We start from the raw sequence: 19597 nt of genomic DNA on the forward strand, positions 1-19597 counted from the left end.
GTTCTAACTGTTACACTTTCTCAGATTGCTGCACCAGTAGCCGAACAGCTTACCACACTCCAGCCTTTTTGACGGCTTAAAATGCTCAAATCCAAACATCCGCGCCATATACTGCTCCTGTGAATTCTGGATACCCGGAACACCGAGGACGTACTCTCCATCCTCCATGATGCCGAGCAGTAAATGGCGATACTGGTAAAATCCATGCTGTAAAAAGCTGCTTCTTCCCACCTGCCATTTTTCCTGCTGCAAACGTGTAATATCACAGGGAAGAATCATAACGCAGTCTGTAAGCTCCGTATCCGTAAATGGCTGAACATGTGAACGAATCTGAAACAGCTCACTCATTGCATCCAGTCTGACGCCAGTCTCTTTCTCCTCATCCCTCTTTTCTACGATTGGAGTATTTTCCCGGAAATCATCCCTGACCTGTCCTTCCCTCGGCATGCATGTTTGCATGAACCCTTCATTTTCGCTTGGCTCTTCCTCTAGCCTCTCCTGCATGAGCCCTTCATTTTCGCTTGGCTCTTCCCCCAGGCTCTCCTGCATGACGCCTTCATTTTCGTTTGGCTCTTCCTGCATACGCGCTTCCCTCTGCTCCCCCGCTATGCTTTCCTGCATAACTTCTTCGCTCTGCTCTTCGCGCACGCTCTCATTGCTTTGTTCTTCGGGCAGCACAACCATCGGTGTTACCGCTTCAATCCTGCCTTCCAGTTCGGCCTGCATCAGCTCCGATTCCGTGTTTTCCTGCTCTTCTTCTGACGGTTCTGCCTCCGGCAGTTCCAAAACAAAGTGCTCTGGTTGCAGCTGCTCGTCATCCCATACAGTCCAGATGCTGCGTCCGCTTCCATCCATTATATGGATTCCCGACAAATCCTCGAGACCGTAACCATTTTCTCCGATCGGTGCATTGGCACGATAAGCCCAGTCCTCCATATTCTGCCTCTCCGGATGGATTCTACCCATTGGCACGCCCAACAGCAATTTGTCCACTCTGACAAAACCATACACCTGTATCGGCTGATCCAGCAAGATTCCTGTATTCAGCCGAAACAGAAGGCGCCACATTCCATTTCTCAGCTCTACCTTGGCAAATCCGGCATTTTTCTGCCTTTTTCCATCTATGTACTCATAAAAATAAGCAATAAAACGTTTGTATTCCGACACCAGCGCTCACATCCTTTCCCTAGAATGTATGACGCCCTCGCAGAAAAAATGTCTTTTATTTTGTATCTCCTGCTTTCGGAATCCCGAACCAGAACTCCACGCCGTTTCCCTGATTCTCTGCACCGCAGACTCCTCCGTGCTGCGCCACAATGCTTTTTACAATATAAAGGCCAAGCCCCGTTCCCTGTCCGCTGCTTTCACTTCCCTGATAGAAGCTGTCCCAGAGCCGTTCCATATCCTTTTCGGAAATCTGCGAACCCTCATTGTAAACAGAAAAAATAATATAATTTCCACTCTCTGCAACCATGACTTTCACGTGACTCCCCTTCGGCGCATACCGGTAAGCATTCATCAGAAAATTGTTCATCGCCCGGCGCAGATTCTCCTGGTTCCCCTGAATCATACAGGCTTTCCCGCTTCCGGCACCGGCAAAATCTCCCGATTCTCCACAGCCGTTCTTCGCCTCTATGCTCTGTTCGTTCTGTCCTTCTGCTCCGCTCTCTTTGTCTGCCTCAAACTTTGCCCGGAGCTCCTGCCGTACAAACAACGGCATAAAATCTGCAAACGCCTCCTTTGCAAGCCGGCCCAAATCAAGCTGCTCCATTGAAATATCCTCAAACCCTTGCTCCACGGAAAAAATCTGCAGCATACTTTGAATCATATCATTCATCCGTCCGATTTCTTCCATAACTGAGTTACAGTAATCCTCTCTTTTTCCAGAATCATGAATCATGGGAAGCATTTCCACCTGCCCTGAAATAATAGCAAGCGGTGTCTTCAATTCATGCGAAACATTATTCACAAAACGTTTCCGGTGCTGTTCCAGCTCTACCCGCCGCAAATTCTCCTGCTGCAAAAGCTGATTAAACGTTTCCAGATCCCGAATATAATTCTGAATCTGCTGCGACATCAGATTAATACTGTCACTCAATTCATTCAGCTCACGATACTTTGTTGTCTTTTCCACACGCTCTGAAAAATCTTTGCTTGCGATCTTCCTTGCGGCCCGGGCCGCCTGCTCCACTGGCAGCCCTATACCTCTCGAGATAATCCGCACCAAAAAAGCGCCCAGCACAAGAAAAGCCAGAAGTACCAGCAAAAGTACCTGCTGTGCATATTCTGTACTGCGATTTATCTGAGTAGCTGATTCCGTAATCAAGATATAATAGGTCGCTCCATTCCAGACATGTTTTCCTCTGAGTACAACACGCCCTCCAGTTACGTTTTCATCATATTCTGCCTTCGGTTTTTCCGAATACAGCTTCATAAGATGGCTGTTCTGTGCCGTATCATTCTCCTTGCTTCGAACCTGGGCCGTTTTATTTGTCGCATATAAAAGCTCGTAGTTCTCATCCCGGATTCGGAAACGAAGATTTTTATTTTCATATTCCTCCAGCAAACCGCCGGAAAGCTCTTCCCATTCATCCTCTGCCGCCTCGTTTTTGAGCCTGTTTTCCCGCTCGCAAAGCTCCGGTATATTTTCCTGTAAAAGCAGACCATATACCTCCTCCAGCGTTTTTTTCTGCTCAGAGATATAAAGCGCCCGGGCGCCATACGCATAAAGAATACCCGCTCCTCCTGACATTACGGTAAGGAGCAGGACAATCATTACGAAAAGTCGTCTGCTAATTGTATTCATCCGCTTTTACCTCAAACCGATAGCCTGTACCATAGATTGTATCAATGTAACGCCCCGCTTTTCCGAGCTTGAGCCGAAGCTGTTTGATAATCGTATCAACCGAACGGTCCGTTCCATTATAATCAATCCCCCAGATCTCATCGAGCAGTCGGTCTCTGGTAAGTACAATCTTTTCATTCGTTGCCAGAAAAACCAGCACCTCGTATTCTCTTGGCGTCAAAATCAGAAGCTCTCCCTCCAGATATACCTTGTGTGACTTCCGGTCAATTGCCAGAATGCCGTAGGTCTTCCTCTGGCTTCCTCCGCTGGTCCGGCGCAAAAGCGCTTCTATATGAGCTTTCAGCACAGACAGCAAAAACGGCTTCACCAGATAATCGTCAGCACCAAGTGAAAATCCCCGAAGCTGATCCTCTTCGCTGCACCGCGCCGTCAGAATAATCACCGGAACATCCGACTTCTCCCTTATTTTTTCCAGTATTTCAAAACCATCCACAAACGGCAGCATAACATCCAGCAAAATCAACTGCGGCCAGTTCTCTTCCCCCTGTCCGAACAGCTCCATCGCGGCTGTCCCATCCTGCACAGCCTCCACCTCATAACCGTTCATTTCGAGATAATCCTGAATCGTAGTCCGCAGTTTCTCCTCATCCTCTACCAGCAAAATTCTGATATTTTCAAATTGTCCTTTATTCTCCATCCCATTCCCTCGCTTAGAAAATTCAGCCCATAACTTTACTTTATTGAAAAACTTTTGTAATCATTCTGTAATTAATCAAACATAAAATTGTGATGGAAATGTGATATCATAGCATTTTTTTAAAAACGGTCCATTTCACAGATAGGCACGCAAACATATTCCCGGCGATATATCTCCATTACACAGACAACTCCACCCGGCTTCCATGCATCCCTTTCTTTACATATATTTTCCGTTCGATCCGCTCCTTTAATTCGTCCACATGCGAGATAATACCGGCCAGACGCCCGCCCCCCGTCAGCTCCTGTAAAATGCGGACTGCCTGATCTAACGACTCCCGATCCAGCGAACCGAAGCCTTCATCAATAAAAACAGCATCAAGCTGCACACCTCCTGCATGCTGCTGTACAACATCTGCCAGCCCCAGGGCAAGGGCAAGCGACGCTTTGAAGGATTCTCCACCTGAAAGACTCTGCACACTGCGCAGACGGCCTGTATAATAATCAAATACATCCAGTTCCAGTCCGGTCTGACTGCGCAGGCTGTCTGCTGTCATCCTGCGTTTCAGATAATAGCGTCCACCAGACATTGTTCCAAAACGTTTATTCGCTTCCCGGATTACCTGACTGAAGTAAACAGTCTGAATATACTGTTCGAAGGCCAGTTTTTGTCGTCCCTTCAACTCACCGTTTGCCGTATCGGACAGAGAAGCAAGCATCTGGTAAGATTCCTGAATCCGTCCCAGCTTCTTTTTACTCTTTCGCAGCTGCGCCAGAATCCCTTCATCAGTCTGAAGCAGAACATGACCGATTTCCTGCTGCCTCTCAAGCGCTTCTTTTTCATGCAGAAGCTTTTCCTTCTTCTCCAGAAGCTTTTCCTTCTTCGGCCGCGCTTCCTTCTCTGTCTGTGCTTTCAAGAGCTCCAGAGCATGTGTTTCTGCCTGAATCCTGCTCTGACACTTCTCCAGTGCGGTCCGGGCGACCGAAATCCGCTCCATAATCTGACTGCTTTTTTGCGCAAGCCTTTGCACATCTTTTTCCGCTTCTGTGCGATTCTCATAAAAAAGACTGCTTTTCTGTTCCCTCCACTGCAATTCTTTTTCCTGCCTCTGCGCACGACACCGGATCAGCTCCTGCAAACACAACTCCTGCTCCTTCTGAAGCGTAGTGCTTCTTTCCTTCAGCTGCAAAAGCTCTTTCTCCAGCGCCTTTTTTTCCGTCAGAAGCAACTGTAATTCCTGCTTTCTGACACGATGCTGCTGCATAATTCCGTTCAGTTCCCAAGACTGTTCCTGCAAATATCCCCGGGCCTCCTGTTCCAGTGATTTTACCCTTCCTTCTAAAACACCTTCTCCTTCCCGGCTTTCACGATCTTCCAAATTCCAGATTCCTTCCTGGCTACACCATGTCTCCAGTGCGTTACAAATCTGCTCATATTTTCCATTTTCACTTGCCGCAATATCAGCAGCCCTCTCTGTATTAGAAAGTGCCGTATCTCTTTGCTTTGCCAGCTTTTTGAGCTCCTCCTCCGACGGTACACAAGTCTCCGCCTTTGCCGGAACCGGGTGCTCCTTCGCCCCGCACACAGGGCACGGTTTTCCTGCCTCAAGGCTCTGGGCCAGAATCCCCGCCTGCCCACTTAAAAATGCTGCTTCCAAATCTACATATTTCTTTCCGAGAACCGTACTCTCCTGCCTTGCCTGCGTAAATTCCTTCCGCGCCATGTCCCGGAGATACCCCTGCTTCCCAGCCTCCTGCAGCATTTCCTCCAATTGTTGAAGCCGCTGCTGCCGCAAAACTGCCTTTTCTTCTTCCATTTTCAGAAGGTACAGACTCTCATCAGGCCTCCCGATCGACTGAAGCCGCGATTCTCCATCTATCACAGACTCCTGAATCCTCTGCAATGTAATTTCCTGCTTTTTGATTTTCTGCTCTTCCTGCTCCTGCACGCTCGTAAGTGATGCAATAGATTCCCCCAGCTTTTCAAAAGCTTCATAGCGATTCATCTGTTCTGTTAAAACTGCCAGCCGTTCCTCCGCCTGTCTTGCCACCGGCTCCTCGCCAAGGGCTTCCTCATACTGTACCTTATATACTGCAAGCTCTTTCTGAAGCGCTTCTAAAAGTACTTGTTTTTCCTTGCGCTGTGCCTCTGTCTGCTCAAGCAGCTGCCACCTGCCAAGCTGCTCCTGAAGCATCATCCGTTCTCCTTCCAGCCCACTCAGCAGCTCTTTTCTCCTGTCCTGTCGCTTTCCTTCCTCTTGTAGCAATCCTTCAAGCGCCCGCTCCACCTCACCAACATAATAAACGGCATTCTCTTTCTTCAAAAGCGCGCGCAGCTCTTCTGCCCAACTCTGTTCTTTTTCCGGAATTCCTTCTTTCACTTCGAGCCCTTCCTTTACCCGAATCGCCTCTGTTGTCGGAGCCTGCTCCTTCCCCCCAATTTCCGCGTTCTCCGCAGCAGTCTCCTCACACTCAGGGAGCAAAATCCCCCTGATATACTGCTCTGCACTTCGCTGCAGCTCTTCATATCCACGTTTCGTCTCCAACAACCGTCTTTTCAGTTCTTTTGCAAAACTTTCATAACAGCCTGTATCAAAAATTTTCCGAAAAATCTTTCCCCGTTCCTGCGTCCCTGCGAGCAGAAGCTTCTGAAAATCGCCCTGCGCAATCATTGCAATCTGTACAAACTGACTGCGCTCAAGCCCAAGCAGTTCCTCCACTGCTTTCGTTGTCTGACGACTCCCGGAGACTACCCTGCCATCCGGATACACCAAAGAAGCATCTGCCCCCTCTTTCGTCATCCCTTCCCCCCGTGCTTTGGGGCGGATATATTCCGGATTGCGCCGGACAGTATACTGCTTTCCTCTGCACGTAAAAACAAGCTCCACATACGTTTTCTCTGTCGGAGCTGCAAAATCGGAGCGCAGCATGTCCGGCCTGCGAATATCTCCGCTCGCCTCTCCATATAAAGCAAATACAATACCGTCAAAAATTGTTGTTTTTCCGGCTCCTGTATCACCGGTAATCAGATACAAGCCATGATCTCCAAATCTTGAAAACGGTATCTCCACGCTCCCGGCATATGGTCCGAAAGCGCACATCGTCAGATATTCCGGTCTCATTTTTCTGCTCCTTTATTCCCTTTTTCTCTATTCCCTTTTTTCTTTCTTGCCCTTATTGTTTCCGCTCCCGCACGATGAAATCACAACAATGTCTTTACAAGCCGGCTTTGTTCCTCACTCATCTCCCTGCCGTTTTGCAGCATGAAAAACTCCGCAAAAAGCTCTTCCGGAGTCTTCGCATCCAGAAAAACCGTCTGTGGTCCATCCTCCATTGCCATATGATTCTTTTCAAAATCGAGCCTCATAATATTCGGATATACCTCCCGAAGTCTCCCCATTGCATCCAGTACTTCCTCCTGATCAGTCAGCGTAATATGCAGGTAATCCTTTTGATCAGCTGCCTCGTATACCGCTTTCTCCAACAGCCTGTCGATCGGCCCGCGAATTTCCCGCAACTCCCGTTTCGGCATTAATGCAATCGTCCGGATTGACACATCCTTTCCCTCACCTGCCTCAACAACCGTAACCGATTTCTGATATCCTGCCTCTGAAAAAGAATATTTTAACGGTGACCCACAATAGCGTATCGTCTCCCGCCCAACCTTCTGCGGACGGTGCAAATGTCCAAGCGCCACATAATCAAACGCATTTACGGCAGAAGCAGCCACCTGATCCAGCCCTCCTACCGAAAGCTCTTCGGAATCACATACAGACGCTCCCGCCAAAAACTGATGCATCACCAAAATATGAATCTGTTTTTCCGGTAGTTCAGCTCCGGCAAGTACGGCCTCAACCGCCTGCTGCGTCGTCTCGATTTCTTTCTCAGGAAAAAAACGTCGCACCTGCGCCGGACGCAGATATGGCAGTAACCAGATACAGACTTGCTCCATTTCCCCTGTCTGTTCTCCGAGCATACCAGCCTGCTCCATTGCCTTAGTAATCCGGCAGATTTCCTTTTTCCGCCCCTCAGCAGATTTTCGCACACAGTAACCCTGCAACGCTCCATCAAACACACGATTCATATAAATTCCGGCGTGTTCCAGCATCCCGCTTCCATAGGCAACACGTTCCGGCGAATCATGATTTCCACTGATCGCCCATACCGGAATCTCCCGTATCGCAAACTGTGACAAAAACCAGTCCACCAGCTCTACCGCCTCCGCTGATGGCAGCGGCTTGTCATACAAATCACCGGCAATCAAGATTCCATCTGGAGTATTCTCATCCGCCAGCTCTAAAATCTGCTGCAAAATATATCTCTGGTCTTCCAGCATGGAAAATCCATTTACACGCTTTCCTATATGTAAATCTGAAATGTGAAAAAATTTCATACGCACCTCCTGCTTTCTTCATCCTAACATATTTTCATGCATTGATAAAGCATAGCGTTTCAGAATGAAACCGTCAGCTAATTTCTTCTTTACGAGCTGCGTATTCTGTCGGAAGCTTTTGTCGTATGAGGAGACAAGTTCCCTATACGACAAAAAAACTGCTACGGGCCTGTGCCCGCAGCAGTTATCTAATATACTATTCTATATCTGTTTTTACAGTGCTGTTCCCTGTGCCAGCATCGCATTCGCAACCTTTTCAAAGCCGGCAATGTTTGCGCCCGTCACATAATTGCCCTCTACTCCGTAGCGCTTTGCCGCATCAGAAATTTTGATGTAAATGTCGTTCATCATACGCTGAAGCTTCTCATCCACTTCCTCAAAGGTCCAGCTCAAACGCATACTGTTCTGGCACATCTCAAGTGCGGAAGTACCAACACCGCCTGCATTGGATGCTTTACCAGGCAGGAAAAGAATTCCCTCCTCCAGGAAGAAATCGGTCGCTTCACGCGTACTCGGCATATTCGCGCCTTCCGCAACTGCAAAACAGCCGTTTGCTTTCAGGGTCTTTGCATCATCAAGATTCAACTCATTCTGCGTTGCACACGGAAGTGCAATGTCACATTTGATATTCCAGATGCCTTTTCCTTCTGTATAAACTGCACCCGGCACCATCTCCGCATACTCTTTGATTCTGCCACGCCGAACTTCTTTGATTTCCTTTACAAGATCAAGTCTGATTCCCTCCGGATCATAGACATAACCATTCGAATCGCTCATCGCTACAACCTTTGCGCCGAGCTGCTGCGCCTTCTCCGTCGCATAAATTGCAACGTTTCCAGACCCAGATACAACCACAGTCTTTCCTGCAAGCTCCTGATCATGTTCCTTCAGCATTGCGTCCAGAATGTACACAAGACCATAGCCTGTCGCCTGCGTACGTACAAGCGATCCGCCCCAGGTCAGCCCCTTGCCTGTCAGAACACCCTCATACAGGCCTCTCATTCTCTTATACTGTCCATAAAGATAGCCAATCTCTCTTCCGCCTACACCGATATCTCCGGCCGGAACATCCTGGTCTGCCCCGATGTATTTGGAGAGTTCTGTCATAAAGCTCTGGCAGAATGCCATAACCTCACGGTCAGATTTACCCTTGGGATCAAAATTAGAACCACCCTTGCCACCGCCGATTGGAAGTCCTGTCAGAGAATTTTTAAAGATCTGCTCAAATCCAAGAAACTTCAAAATACCCTGATTTACAGACGGATGGAAACGAAGCCCTCCCTTATACGGTCCGATTGCACTGTTGAACTGTACACGGTATCCCTTGTTTACCTGTATCTTTCCACTGTCATCTACCCACGGAACCTTAAAGGAAATCACCCGCTCCGGCTCAACCAGTCTCTCAAGCAGGCTGGCTTCACGATACTTCTCCTCATTCGCGTCAATGACAAGCTTCAGAGAATCCAGCACTTCCTTCACTGCCTGATGAAACTCCGGCTCACCCGGGTTCTGTGCTACGACACGCTCGTAAATCTCTTCTGTGTATGACATAAAATATGGCCTCCTTATCTGAAATAAATTTCTGCGTTATTATACAACGCACAATCCAATTTGGCAAATCCTTTTTCACGTTAATAATGAGAAGTGGCAAAATGTTTAATTATAAACGGTCCAAAGCCACTTTCTTCAGCAAATCATCCATTAATTTTCTCATTCATAGTTTTGTTCTGACAATGGTAACTGTAAGATTTATTGTCATTGCAACAATCATAGTTTCCATATTTTTCCAATTGCAAAAGGGCTGCCGCACAGCCACCTGTGCGGCACCCCCACTCTGTTTTATTCGTTTCTGTAATCCTGCAGCGCGCCAAGTGTCACATCAACCTTCTCAGAAACATACTCACCATCATGAGCTGAGCTGACTGTCAGTTTCACATCCTCGCCTGCTGCATAATAAGCCAGTATCTCCCGCAGTCCTTCCATCGAAGTAATACCGCTGCCGTCAAATTTTGTGATAACGTCTCCCTTGTTCAATCCTGCCGCCTCGGCCGGACTGTCTTCTGCCACTTCAGTAATAAAAAGTCCTTTTGGAATACCGTACAGGGAAGACATCTCATCCGTCACACTCTGCCCGGAAATGCCAATGTAAGCACGATCCTCCTCCTCAACCGTCTCGGTACGCGTCTTTTTGTTCATCAGATCCTCAAGAACCGGCTTTGCATAGGAAATCGGAATTGCGTAGCCCATGCCCTCCACGCCTGCTGCCTTGATCTTTGCTGAATTAATGCCAATCACACGACCATTCATATCGAGAAGCGCTCCGCCGCTGTTTCCGCCATTGATCGCAGCGTCCGTCTGAATCAGTTTTGTATTATCATATCCGTCCGCCTGGATCGTGCGGTTCAAAGCGCTGACGATACCAGTCGTCACAGACTGTCCATATCCAAGCGCATTTCCGATTGCAACAACCTGCTCGCCTACCAGCAGATCATCGGAGTCTCCGATCTGAGCAACCTTGATCTGGTCTCTCGTGTCATCCTTCAGGTCAGAAAGCTTCACACACACAACCGCCAGGTCGTTTTCCGGATCGGTTCCTTTTACGACTGCCTCATATACCGCGTCATCTACAAAACCAACGGTAAGCTCTGTCGCGCCTTCTACCACGTGATTGTTCGTGCAGATCAGCAATTCATCTTCATTCTGTCCGATAATAATACCGGAACCCCTGCTCTCACTCTCATACGTGTAAGTCCTGCCATTTCCAAAACCATACATGCCGTACATGCTGAACAGATCCCGTACCTCCTGCACGGATTTGTTCGTAATTGATACAACTGCCGGCATCACTTCTTTTACAATATCCGAAACCCCTGTAATCGTGCCGTCTGTTTTCTTAACCTCCGCCGCATCTACCTCCGCTGTAGACAGAAGCGTGTAACCGCCTGCCTCACTGGAAGTATTTTCTCCGTCTGCAAACCCGGTCAGTCCTGTGACCGCTGCAACCATTAAAGTTCCTGCACATAAGAAAGAAAGTAAAGTCTGCTTCTTCATATAAAATCCCTCCTGGTATATTTTGTCTGAAAAATCGGAAATTCGTTCAGAAATCAAATCTCCTATTCCCAGTCCATTGTCTCTTTGTTAGTTCAGAGTATATCCGCGCCCTTTGACAAAACTGTGATAAATATGTGGTAAATCTGTGAACTCAGTCAAAAAATACATTTTTCCGGAAACTAACGCGTAAAATTTTTTATTTATAAAATTATCTTCCATACAAAATCAATCCGAACCATGTCACAACACCGCCCCCGTTCTCAAACGCGATTCCTGCGCGCTGCGCCAATAGCGGTACCACAATACCAAATCCCTCAATACAAGGGATCATCCGATCCGGATGCCTGCACGGTCCCGCCGGGTATGCACATTCCGGACAAATTGCACAGGAATCACCTGACATTGCCAACGTCCGGAAAGAACGTTTTCGAAACAGATCACGGATTTCGCGCGTCACTTCCTCATGTCCATCTCTCGTTGCCAGCGTCTCTTCCATATTCATAATATCCTGCACTTCCGCCACTGTCGTAAAGACAAATGCACCTTCAAATTCATCACAAATCGCACGACATTCCCCAACCGTACCTACGCCTGGCGGACATGCCCAGCTTTTCCCGTAACGCGGGCACTCCTCTTTACAAATTGTACGTACCTTTTCTGAAAAAGGAATTTCCGCTTTCGCTACCCATGCATACTGAATCACAGGAAGCTCCCGCAATTCCTCTTCCAGTTCTGTTCTGATCGTGTTGTCCATCTGTTACTGTTTCCCCCTGCAAATTCTTACTGATATATCCGGCAATTTTCCGCTTTTTTTAGTATTCCAAGTATACCTGTTTTTTTCTTCAGTAGCAATACCTTCCATATCATCATAAATAAAGGAGCCCCTTACAAAATTTTTCTGCCAGACTGCGGCATTTCCGTTCGAATTTTTTAAGAAAGATTGCCTTGCTTTTTCCTGCAATCCCTGCTAACCTCATCTTGTATCATTTTTTCTAAGGACAGGTGATCTTATGCATTTTACAATAAAAGCGCTTCTTGCCGCATTCTGGCTCATTTTTGTGCCGACAGCCTCAGGAGCTTTATTTTTAAGAAAAAAAGAAAGCTTTACGCTCTGTGAAAGCTTTTTGACCGGCTATCTATTTATATTTGCAGCGACAGAACTTTTGACGGTACCCATGCTCTTTGCAGATCAGCCGCTTCATGTTCTTGTTATCTGCTATGCCGTAGTTATGTGTATTGCTACTGGTGCCGGCCTTTTCAGTATGAAAAAACGTGGTTTTTCCACATGGTTTCCCACAAAGGAAAAATTGCAGGATACCTCTTTATTTTTCTGGATGGCAGTCCTTTTAATTGCGCTCCAGGTTTTTGTCGTTGTCCGCTACGCACATCTTGATGCAGACGACGCACTTTACGTAGCTGCATCTACTACAGCGATCCATGAGGACAGCATTTTTCACGTAAACTCTTATACGGGACTTGCCTACCGTGAATTGCCGCGCAGATATATTCTGTCGCCGTTCCCGATTTTTCTGGCTGTGATCAGCCAACTGGTAGGGGGACTTCATGCGGCCATCACTGCGCACACGATTTTTCCGGCTGTCTTTCTGCCTGCTTCTTATCTGGCTTTGTACCAGCTCGTAAAAAAATGGTTTGCCAAAGATAAGGATGCCCGTGGTATTTTTCTGTTCCTCGCAGCTGTGCTCTTCTGGTTTTCTGCCTATTCCACTTACAATTCCGGCAGTTTCCAGATGATCCGTATCTGGCAGGGGAAAGCCTTGCTCGCCGCATTTATGCTGCCGCTTGTAATCTGGCTTTCCTTGTCCGTTATCATGAAAGAAAAACCGGAATATTCCTGGCTGTTATACGGCATGGCCAACCTTGGCGCCTGTCTGCTTACCTCCGTCGGTATCATTCTTACTCCGATTATGATGGGCTGCTTTACGCTGATCGCAACCATTCATTTTAAAAGTCTTCGGAGAATGGCAGCGGGCCTGCTTTGCTGTCTGCCGTCTGTGATATGCGGTGTTGCATATATTATGATTTTAGTGTTAAGGAGATATGGAATCCTATGAAAGAACTCATGACATGGATCCTTTCCAACTGGAAAATGTACTGGGAGGGCGGCTATTACCAATATCTTTTGCTTGCCGCTGTGATCTATCTTCTGGTACAAAAACGAAAGGAAAAAAATACGCGCTTCGTATTGCTCTATTCCGCGTTGCTGTTATTCATTTTTCTTTGTCCGCTCACCGCAGCCATCATCCACGCCTGTCTCGGCGATGAAGTTTACTGGAGAGTTCTGTGGCTGCTTCCTACTGTCTTCCTGATCGCGCTGGCAGCGGCAGATTTTCTGAAAAAAAGAAAAACCAAAATACAAAAGCTTATCCTGATGCTTCTTTTTTCCGCAATCATTGCCGTTAGCGGCAAAGGCATGTTCGCTGCCAACAATTTCTTTCTGGCAGACAATCCGCAGAAGGTTCCAAGCGAAGTAGTTTATCTCTGCAACCTGATCAACAACAAAGCGGCCGCAGACGGACTTGAACTAGTGCGCCTCGCCACAGATGAACATATCGGCGCATATGCCCGCGTCTATGACCCATCAATTCTGATGCCATACGGAAGACGCGGCAAAGGTTCCCTTGGAAAATACAGCCAGACACTCTACAAACAGGTCAATTCCACGGAACCAAATTTCAAACAAATTGCCAAATGTGCCAAAAAACTCAAATGCAATTTTATTATCATGGATTTGCGCGGCCAGTCGCCTATGGACACCTTTTCTGCTTACGGCTACGCAAAAATCGGAGAACTCAACAAATATACAATATTTCAGTTCATAGAACAGGGGGATGCATAATATGGCAAATTTTTGTCTGATTCTTGCATACGACGGCACACGTTACAACGGCTGGCAGCGCCAGGGCAACACTTCGGACACCATTCAGGAGAAACTGGAAAACATCCTGGAACATCTCTACGGAGAGCCGGTTGAAATCCACGGTTCCGGCCGTACCGACGCCGGGGTACACGCCCTTCGCCAGGTCGCAAACTACCACGTTCCAAGAATGCTCAGCCGTTTTTCCTGTCAGGAAATCCAAACGTATTTTAATCAGTATCTTCCTCTGGACATTCGTGTTTTGTCTGTCTCCAAAGCAGACAGCCGTTTCCATGCGCGTTTAAGCGCCGAAAGCAAGATCTATGAATACCGGATCGACTGCGGTCCGATTGCCAATATTTTCAACCGGCGTTATCTCTACCGCATCGAAGAACCGCTGAATCCCCAGAAAATGCAGGAGGCGGCCTCTTATCTGATCGGCACACATGATTTCAAAAGCTTCTGTGCCAATCGTCATATGAAAAAATCAACCGTCCGTACCATTTATGACATATCCTTTGAACTCGTGGATGGTATTTTGTATATCCGGTACTGCGGAGACGGCTTTCTGTATCACATGGTACGCATCCTCACTGGAACACTGATCGAAATCGGTATGGGTGACCTCCTCCCAACACAGCTTCCCACCATCCTCGAAAGTCAGAACCGGGCACTTGCAGGATTCACAGCACCTGCCCAGGGATTATTTCTCGTGGAGGTTCATTATCCGGAAGCAGGCGAATAATCTATATTTTTAGTTACTGCACGCGCTATTCCATATATTTTTTCAGTACCTGCCACAAAGCTGATACAGGCAGGCCAACCACTGTATTATAATCGCCCTCTATTTTTTCAATCCAGGCAGCAAACCTGCCCTGTATTCCGTATGCCCCTGCTTTATCCATAGGCTCCTTCGTATCCAGATACTGCTCGATTTCTTCTCCCGTCATCGGTAGTACATACACCTGTGTCTCTTGAAAAAATGTATGACAGTTCTTGTTGCCATTTTCCTTTATGATTACTGTGACACCGGTAAACACAGAATGCGCACCGCCCTGAAGTCCCTGCAACATTGCTCTGGCGTCTTCCCGATCCACAGGTTTCCCAAGAATACGCCCTGCATGATACACTACGGTATCTGAACCAATCACGATTCCTTCGGTAATTCTTTCTGCCACATCTTCCGCTTTCTGTCTTGAAAGCTCTTCCACTACTTCACCCGGATTCTCTTTTGTAATCATTTCCTCGCACGTGCTCGGTATCACTTCAAAATTCAGCCCGATCTGTTCCAACAGCTCTCTGCGTCTTGGCGACGCTGATGCCAGTATCAATCGTTTCATTTCATCTAATCCTCCCTTTTTCTTCTGCTATTCTTTTCGCCGAAATGTAAAACTTCTTGTCTGTACCTCCAAACTTCTTCTCAATATTTCTCTGGACAATTCCCGTTTAAAATATTACTTTAAACCAGACAGAACAACTCTTTGTATCTTTCAGCAGTCTGCCCTGTATCTTTGCATAAACAGCATCCCCGCCGGACACACGGTCAGACGGGGATTACAATACAGTCTTTAAAGAAAGGACCTGCATTTCTGTTTGTGATTATCATAAACCAAATTTTCAAAATGCTTCTTCTCCCTGGCAACCATCCCGCTGTTCATCTATGCCGCAGAATAGCTGCTTACTTGATACCGGAAACTGATATTAAAAACCGATATTGAATATTGACATGGAAACTGATATCCGATCGCACTGCGCACGGATGTAACCTAGTTAAAAACTCTATTGCCGAATGTAAACACCCTGAGACTCAATGAAATCATCCAGATCCATAATAGCCTCTTCCGCCCAGGTAGCGCTGATGTTATGCTCAGCCTGGGCTCCCTGGTTTTTCTGTTCTATCTGCACAGTCTCCTGTTTCTGTCCTCCATGTGCCCCTTGCACAGCTTCGCTTCTCTCACCTGCACGCTCCATTTGCACAGTTTCGCCTTTCTCACCCGCACGCTCCGTTTGCACAACCTTCATTTCCTCGCCTGCTTGCACAGCTCTGCCTTTCTCATCTGCACATTCCATTTGCACAACTTCTATTTCTTTGCCTGCTTGCACAACTTCTATTTCTTTGCCTGCTTGCGCAGCTTTGTTTTCCCGATCACTGTGAGTTTTCTGCACCGTTTACGCCTCCGTCCTTTTATCTCTTTTGTAATCGCCAGCAAGCCTATCAGTCATTTCCTTTCCAGAAACCTTCCTGTCCAAGCTCTGTCATCCGGATACGATCCTTAAACTGCAACTCAGGATTTTTAATGCTGACCCTTGTTCCGCCCGGCACTGAAGAGGTAATAAACGCATTCGAACCGATCACAGCGCCTTCTCCGATCACTGTCTCTCCGCCAAGAATTGAAGCCCCCGAATAAACGGTCACATTATCCTCCAACGTCGGATGCCTCTTAGCCCCCCGCAGGCTCTGTCCGCCTCTTGTCGAGAGTGCTCCTAAGGTAACGCCCTGATAAATTTTGGCACCCGAGCCGATTCTTGTCGTCTCTCCGATTACTACACCCGTGCCATGATCAATAAAAAAGTAACTTCCGATCGTTGCTCCCGGATGAATGTCAATCCCCGTAAGGCTGTGCGCATGCTCCGTCATAATCCTCGGAATCAGCGGTACCCCCAGCTGATGCAACTCATGTGCAATTCTGTTCACCGTGATCGCAAACACACCTGGGTAAGAAAAAATGACCTCATCTGTATTAAAAGCTGCCGGATCTCCATCATACGCCGCCTGTACATCGGTTGCCAGAACTGCCCGCAGCGATGGAAGCCGTTTTAAAAACTTACTCACAATCACTTCAGCCGCCTCGAGCGCATCCTCTTCACTTGCCGGTGCATGCTCAGAATGAAACAACGCCTTTGTCACCTGCTTAGTCAGGCGGTACTGAATATCTTCCAGCAATTCCCCCACATGGTATTCTATAAAATGGTCATTTAACGTCTTTGTCTCAAAAAATCCCGGAAAAACAATACTCCTGATCTTCTCCAGCAAATCAACAATAATATCGTTATTCAATCTGTGTCTCGTACTGATACTGCAAATTTCCGGATATTCCTGATAACTCTGAAGCAGTTTCCCCACCAAACGATCCATCTCTTCTTTATATGAACCCCTCATCACATCGCTCCTTTTCTTCTTTTCCCACCGCTTTCTTTATCCTATGCGGCTTCGTCCGAATGCGCGCCTATCTCATCCCGGCTCACACCACGCGCAAAGTTTCCCGCACAGTATAACACAATTTCCCATAAGATGCCAACCCTTCCACCGTCAAAAAAACGCTGCCAAATACAGGATAAAATCTCTTTCTCCCATATTTCGCAGCGACTCCGTTTTTGTCAGCAAAAGCTACTTACAGAATACAAACATTTATTGGGAATATCGGTTGCAAATCCGATACAGCAAATCTTCTGTCACCTCAAATGGTACATTGCGCAGCTTACTCTCGTTTGACATGAGGCCACTCACTGCCTTTTTCATCAATTTTTCGTCCATTTTCTCAGCTCCTAGCAGTCTGTGAATAAATGCTGTAAAATACTGCATATCCGGGAATCCGGCATAAGAAAGTATCTTTTTACGAATCATCGGTCCCGATGCCGCAAGATATCCCGGCAGAAAATAGCCGACTGCTCTGCCGTGCGGCACTCCATTCTCATACGTCAGATAATAACTCAGACCGTGCGGCAACGCCGTTCCGGTATGCGCAATGGCCATTCCTGCCAAAGTAGAGGAAAACATCATCGCATCACATTCCTGAACCGTAAGCCCGGCCCCAATCAGAACATTTTTCACACTTCTCCAAACACCCAGTCCATACTCGCAGAGCATCCGGCTAAAATCCGTCGCATTTGTATTGATATAGCTTTCAATAAAATGCCCCAGAGTATCTACTGCTGTATTCACAATAATCTCACGTTTCGTACCTAACAGATATTTGCCGTCTACCAACGCATACGCCGGATAAATTTTGTGAGGCAGACTTGCCTTAATACATGTATCATGGCGCGTCAAAATGGCATAAGGCGTGACCTCTGATCCTGTTCCGCACGTTGTAGGTACCTCAACCACCGGAAAGGCCGCATCATAATCCTGCTCCCCGGCAATATTTCTTTCGTAGAGAAATTCCGCTCCTTTATCAGAATGAGCTAGCATCAAAGCTACAGCTTTTGCCGCATCCATCGGCGAACCGCCGCCAATACCAACCACAAAGTCCACCTGTTGCTCAATGCCTGTTTCTCTGATTTCTAACACAAGCTCCACGGATGGATTTTGCTGTGTCTCATCGAATACAAAATACGAGGTTCCCTGCTTTTCAAGCGCTTCTATAACATCCTGTAGAGCTCCGTTTTCTGCTGAACTCTTTCCCGTTACAATCAAAGCCTTCCTGCCAAGACACGCCCATTCGTTTCCATGCTTTTTTACAGAATCTCTTTCGCTGTAAATCCTGGTCGGCAAATAAAAATACATCCTCTTCTCCCCGGCTTTATGCCTCATCATCTTTTGTCATTTTATGTTTTGCTGCTTGCTTATTTTCGCCTCTGCTTTCGTGTTCTCTATCCTTGTATCTATTCGACTACTTCTCCACTTTTTTCCTGTGCAACCTGAGTTCCTTCTACTACTTCTTCTTTTTCTTCCTCTGGCGCCACAGTTTCTTCTACTACCTCTTCACTTTCTTCTACCTCAGCACCTTCTTCTGCCGTTTCCGCGGCTTCTTCCACTGCTTCTGCTTCCATTGTTTCCTCTGTTGTATCATGGACTGCCGCACCGTCACTTTTTTCGGCAGACTCTGCCTCCGTTACATCCACAGAATCTACGACAATGGCATTTTCATCTGTTTCGTCCGGATTCACAACCTCCGGCATCTTATTGCCACAGTTTGAACAGAAACGCTCTTTTTCTCCTACCTCCATATTACAGCACGGACACAGAACAACACCCTTTACCTTGCGAATCTGCTCTTTCAGCTCTTCAATCAAATCACTCTTTTCATTGATCGTCTCTATTTCCGTCTCAAAACCGGAAAAAGGCGCCTCCTTGTACTGTTCATACAACTTTTTGCCGATTTCCGTATACAGATTATTAATCTGCTTTTTGGTATCGCTCACTTTGTTGTTCAGCTGTCTGACCTCATTCATTTTCTGTACTTCTTCAACGGTATCCTTACCAAACTGTTTCACCTTTTTTCCAAACATTTCAAAATTCATATTCAAATCCTCCTGTCTATTTATTATAAATTAAAGCCATAAATACTAAATCTTTATCAGAATTATTTTCTATCGCATGACCCTGACCTATCTCGATTACACAGACGTCACCTGGTCCAACCGCAATTCTCGAACCATCATGATCAACAAAAATTCCTTTGCCCTCTAATATAAAATATGGTTCTGTGTTGTCAATGTGCTCATGCCAGCCAATACTGCTTCCCGGTTTTAACCGGACAAGCGCATACATACCACCATGCCCGTTCAGTTCCTCTTTGGAGACAATATGATAAAACTCTGCCTCGCCATTGCCTCCCCGAATTCCCTGTTTTATCTCCACCTGTGTTTTTCTGACCATAAGGCCACCCCTTTCTGTATCACAGATTTTTCCCTGCCGATGCGCTGTACTGTTCCTGAACGCCACTGTTCCGGCTGGTTGCTTGTGATAAATTCATCTTAAAAAAACAGCCAGAAATTGTCAAGGCATGCAAAAAAATGTTCAGAAAAATTTAAGTACCGCAACACTTTTCCA

18 protein-coding genes are annotated in these 19597 nt (G+C 46.9%); 3 read left to right on the forward strand and 15 right to left on the reverse strand.

Annotation, left to right across the window (positions count from 1 at the left end):
* Nucleotides 1–3: 3 nt before the first annotated feature.
* The 9 genes from AC6I2O_RS08045 to AC6I2O_RS08085 form a co-directional block, all read right to left on the reverse strand.
* Nucleotides 4–1167, reverse strand: a complete 1164-nt coding sequence (locus tag AC6I2O_RS08045; protein ID WP_497742352.1) for a hypothetical protein — start codon at nucleotides 1165–1167, stop codon at nucleotides 4–6.
* 55 nt (nucleotides 1168–1222) lie between these two features.
* Nucleotides 1223–2806 (reverse strand): sensor histidine kinase, encoded by a 1584-nt coding sequence (locus AC6I2O_RS08050; RefSeq protein ID WP_120391301.1) that lies wholly within the window; start codon nucleotides 2804–2806, stop codon nucleotides 1223–1225.
* Complete coding sequence (locus AC6I2O_RS08055) at nucleotides 2793–3503, reverse strand: response regulator transcription factor (RefSeq protein WP_120391302.1); 711 nt, start codon at nucleotides 3501–3503, stop codon at nucleotides 2793–2795. The genes AC6I2O_RS08050 and AC6I2O_RS08055 overlap by 14 nt, the downstream gene beginning before the upstream one ends.
* A gap of 178 nt (nucleotides 3504–3681) precedes the next feature.
* Entirely contained in the window at nucleotides 3682–6624 is a 2943-nt protein-coding gene (locus AC6I2O_RS08060; protein WP_497742353.1) for an AAA family ATPase, read from the reverse strand.
* Between the two features lie 80 nt (nucleotides 6625–6704).
* Nucleotides 6705–7895 (reverse strand): exonuclease SbcCD subunit D, encoded by a 1191-nt coding sequence (locus AC6I2O_RS08065; protein ID WP_497742355.1) that lies wholly within the window; start codon nucleotides 7893–7895, stop codon nucleotides 6705–6707.
* Nucleotides 7896–8108: 213 nt separating this feature from the next.
* The gene (gene gdhA / locus AC6I2O_RS08070; RefSeq protein ID WP_497742356.1) at nucleotides 8109–9446 is read right to left on the reverse strand and encodes an NADP-specific glutamate dehydrogenase; all 1338 of its coding nucleotides are present in this window, start codon (nucleotides 9444–9446) and stop codon (nucleotides 8109–8111) included.
* Between the two features lie 288 nt (nucleotides 9447–9734).
* The gene (locus tag AC6I2O_RS08075; protein WP_120391306.1) at nucleotides 9735–10946 is read right to left on the reverse strand and encodes a S1C family serine protease; all 1212 of its coding nucleotides are present in this window, start codon (nucleotides 10944–10946) and stop codon (nucleotides 9735–9737) included.
* 208 nt (nucleotides 10947–11154) lie between these two features.
* Entirely contained in the window at nucleotides 11155–11700 is a 546-nt protein-coding gene (locus AC6I2O_RS08080) for a DUF2284 domain-containing protein (RefSeq protein ID WP_120391307.1), read from the reverse strand.
* A gap of 3 nt (nucleotides 11701–11703) precedes the next feature.
* Nucleotides 11704–11907, reverse strand: a complete 204-nt coding sequence (locus AC6I2O_RS08085) for a hypothetical protein (protein ID WP_120391308.1) — start codon at nucleotides 11905–11907, stop codon at nucleotides 11704–11706.
* A gap of 49 nt (nucleotides 11908–11956) precedes the next feature.
* Here AC6I2O_RS08085 and AC6I2O_RS08090 point away from each other — a divergent pair, with 49 nt between their 5' ends.
* The 3 genes from AC6I2O_RS08090 to truA are packed head-to-tail and all read left to right on the forward strand — an operon-like array spanning nucleotide 11957 to nucleotide 14566.
* Nucleotides 11957–13018, forward strand: coding sequence for a DUF6077 domain-containing protein (locus tag AC6I2O_RS08090; protein ID WP_497742357.1), 1062 nt, complete (start codon nucleotides 11957–11959; stop codon nucleotides 13016–13018).
* Nucleotides 13015–13803, forward strand: a complete 789-nt coding sequence (locus AC6I2O_RS08095; RefSeq protein WP_497742358.1) for a hypothetical protein — start codon at nucleotides 13015–13017, stop codon at nucleotides 13801–13803. The genes AC6I2O_RS08090 and AC6I2O_RS08095 overlap by 4 nt, the downstream gene beginning before the upstream one ends.
* Nucleotide 13804: 1 nt before the next feature.
* The gene (gene truA, locus AC6I2O_RS08100; RefSeq protein ID WP_120391311.1) at nucleotides 13805–14566 is read left to right on the forward strand and encodes a tRNA pseudouridine(38-40) synthase TruA; all 762 of its coding nucleotides are present in this window, start codon (nucleotides 13805–13807) and stop codon (nucleotides 14564–14566) included.
* Between the two features lie 25 nt (nucleotides 14567–14591).
* On the opposite strand, the gene AC6I2O_RS08105 is transcribed toward truA, so the two are convergent.
* From AC6I2O_RS08105 to AC6I2O_RS08130, 6 genes are all read right to left on the reverse strand, one after another.
* Nucleotides 14592–15161, reverse strand: a complete 570-nt coding sequence (locus tag AC6I2O_RS08105; protein WP_120391312.1) for a Maf family protein — start codon at nucleotides 15159–15161, stop codon at nucleotides 14592–14594.
* Between the two features lie 439 nt (nucleotides 15162–15600).
* Entirely contained in the window at nucleotides 15601–15987 is a 387-nt protein-coding gene (locus AC6I2O_RS08110; RefSeq protein ID WP_497742359.1) for a hypothetical protein, read from the reverse strand.
* Nucleotides 15988–16036: 49 nt separating this feature from the next.
* The gene (locus AC6I2O_RS08115; RefSeq protein WP_497742360.1) at nucleotides 16037–16981 is read right to left on the reverse strand and encodes a serine O-acetyltransferase; all 945 of its coding nucleotides are present in this window, start codon (nucleotides 16979–16981) and stop codon (nucleotides 16037–16039) included.
* Between the two features lie 249 nt (nucleotides 16982–17230).
* Nucleotides 17231–18328, reverse strand: a complete 1098-nt coding sequence (locus tag AC6I2O_RS08120; protein ID WP_497742361.1) for an iron-containing alcohol dehydrogenase family protein — start codon at nucleotides 18326–18328, stop codon at nucleotides 17231–17233.
* A 98-nt stretch (nucleotides 18329–18426) separates the two neighbouring features.
* Nucleotides 18427–19065: a hypothetical protein gene (locus AC6I2O_RS08125; protein WP_497742362.1), complete on the reverse strand. Its 639-nt coding sequence runs from the start codon at nucleotides 19063–19065 to the stop codon at nucleotides 18427–18429.
* Nucleotides 19066–19081: 16 nt separating this feature from the next.
* Nucleotides 19082–19423 carry a cupin domain-containing protein gene (locus AC6I2O_RS08130; RefSeq protein WP_120391379.1) on the reverse strand — a complete coding sequence of 114 codons (342 nt, stop codon included), beginning with the start codon at nucleotides 19421–19423 and terminating at the stop codon, nucleotides 19082–19084.
* Nucleotides 19424–19597 lie beyond the last annotated feature (174 nt).

Source organism: Blautia sp. St.27G3, assembly GCF_059728505.1.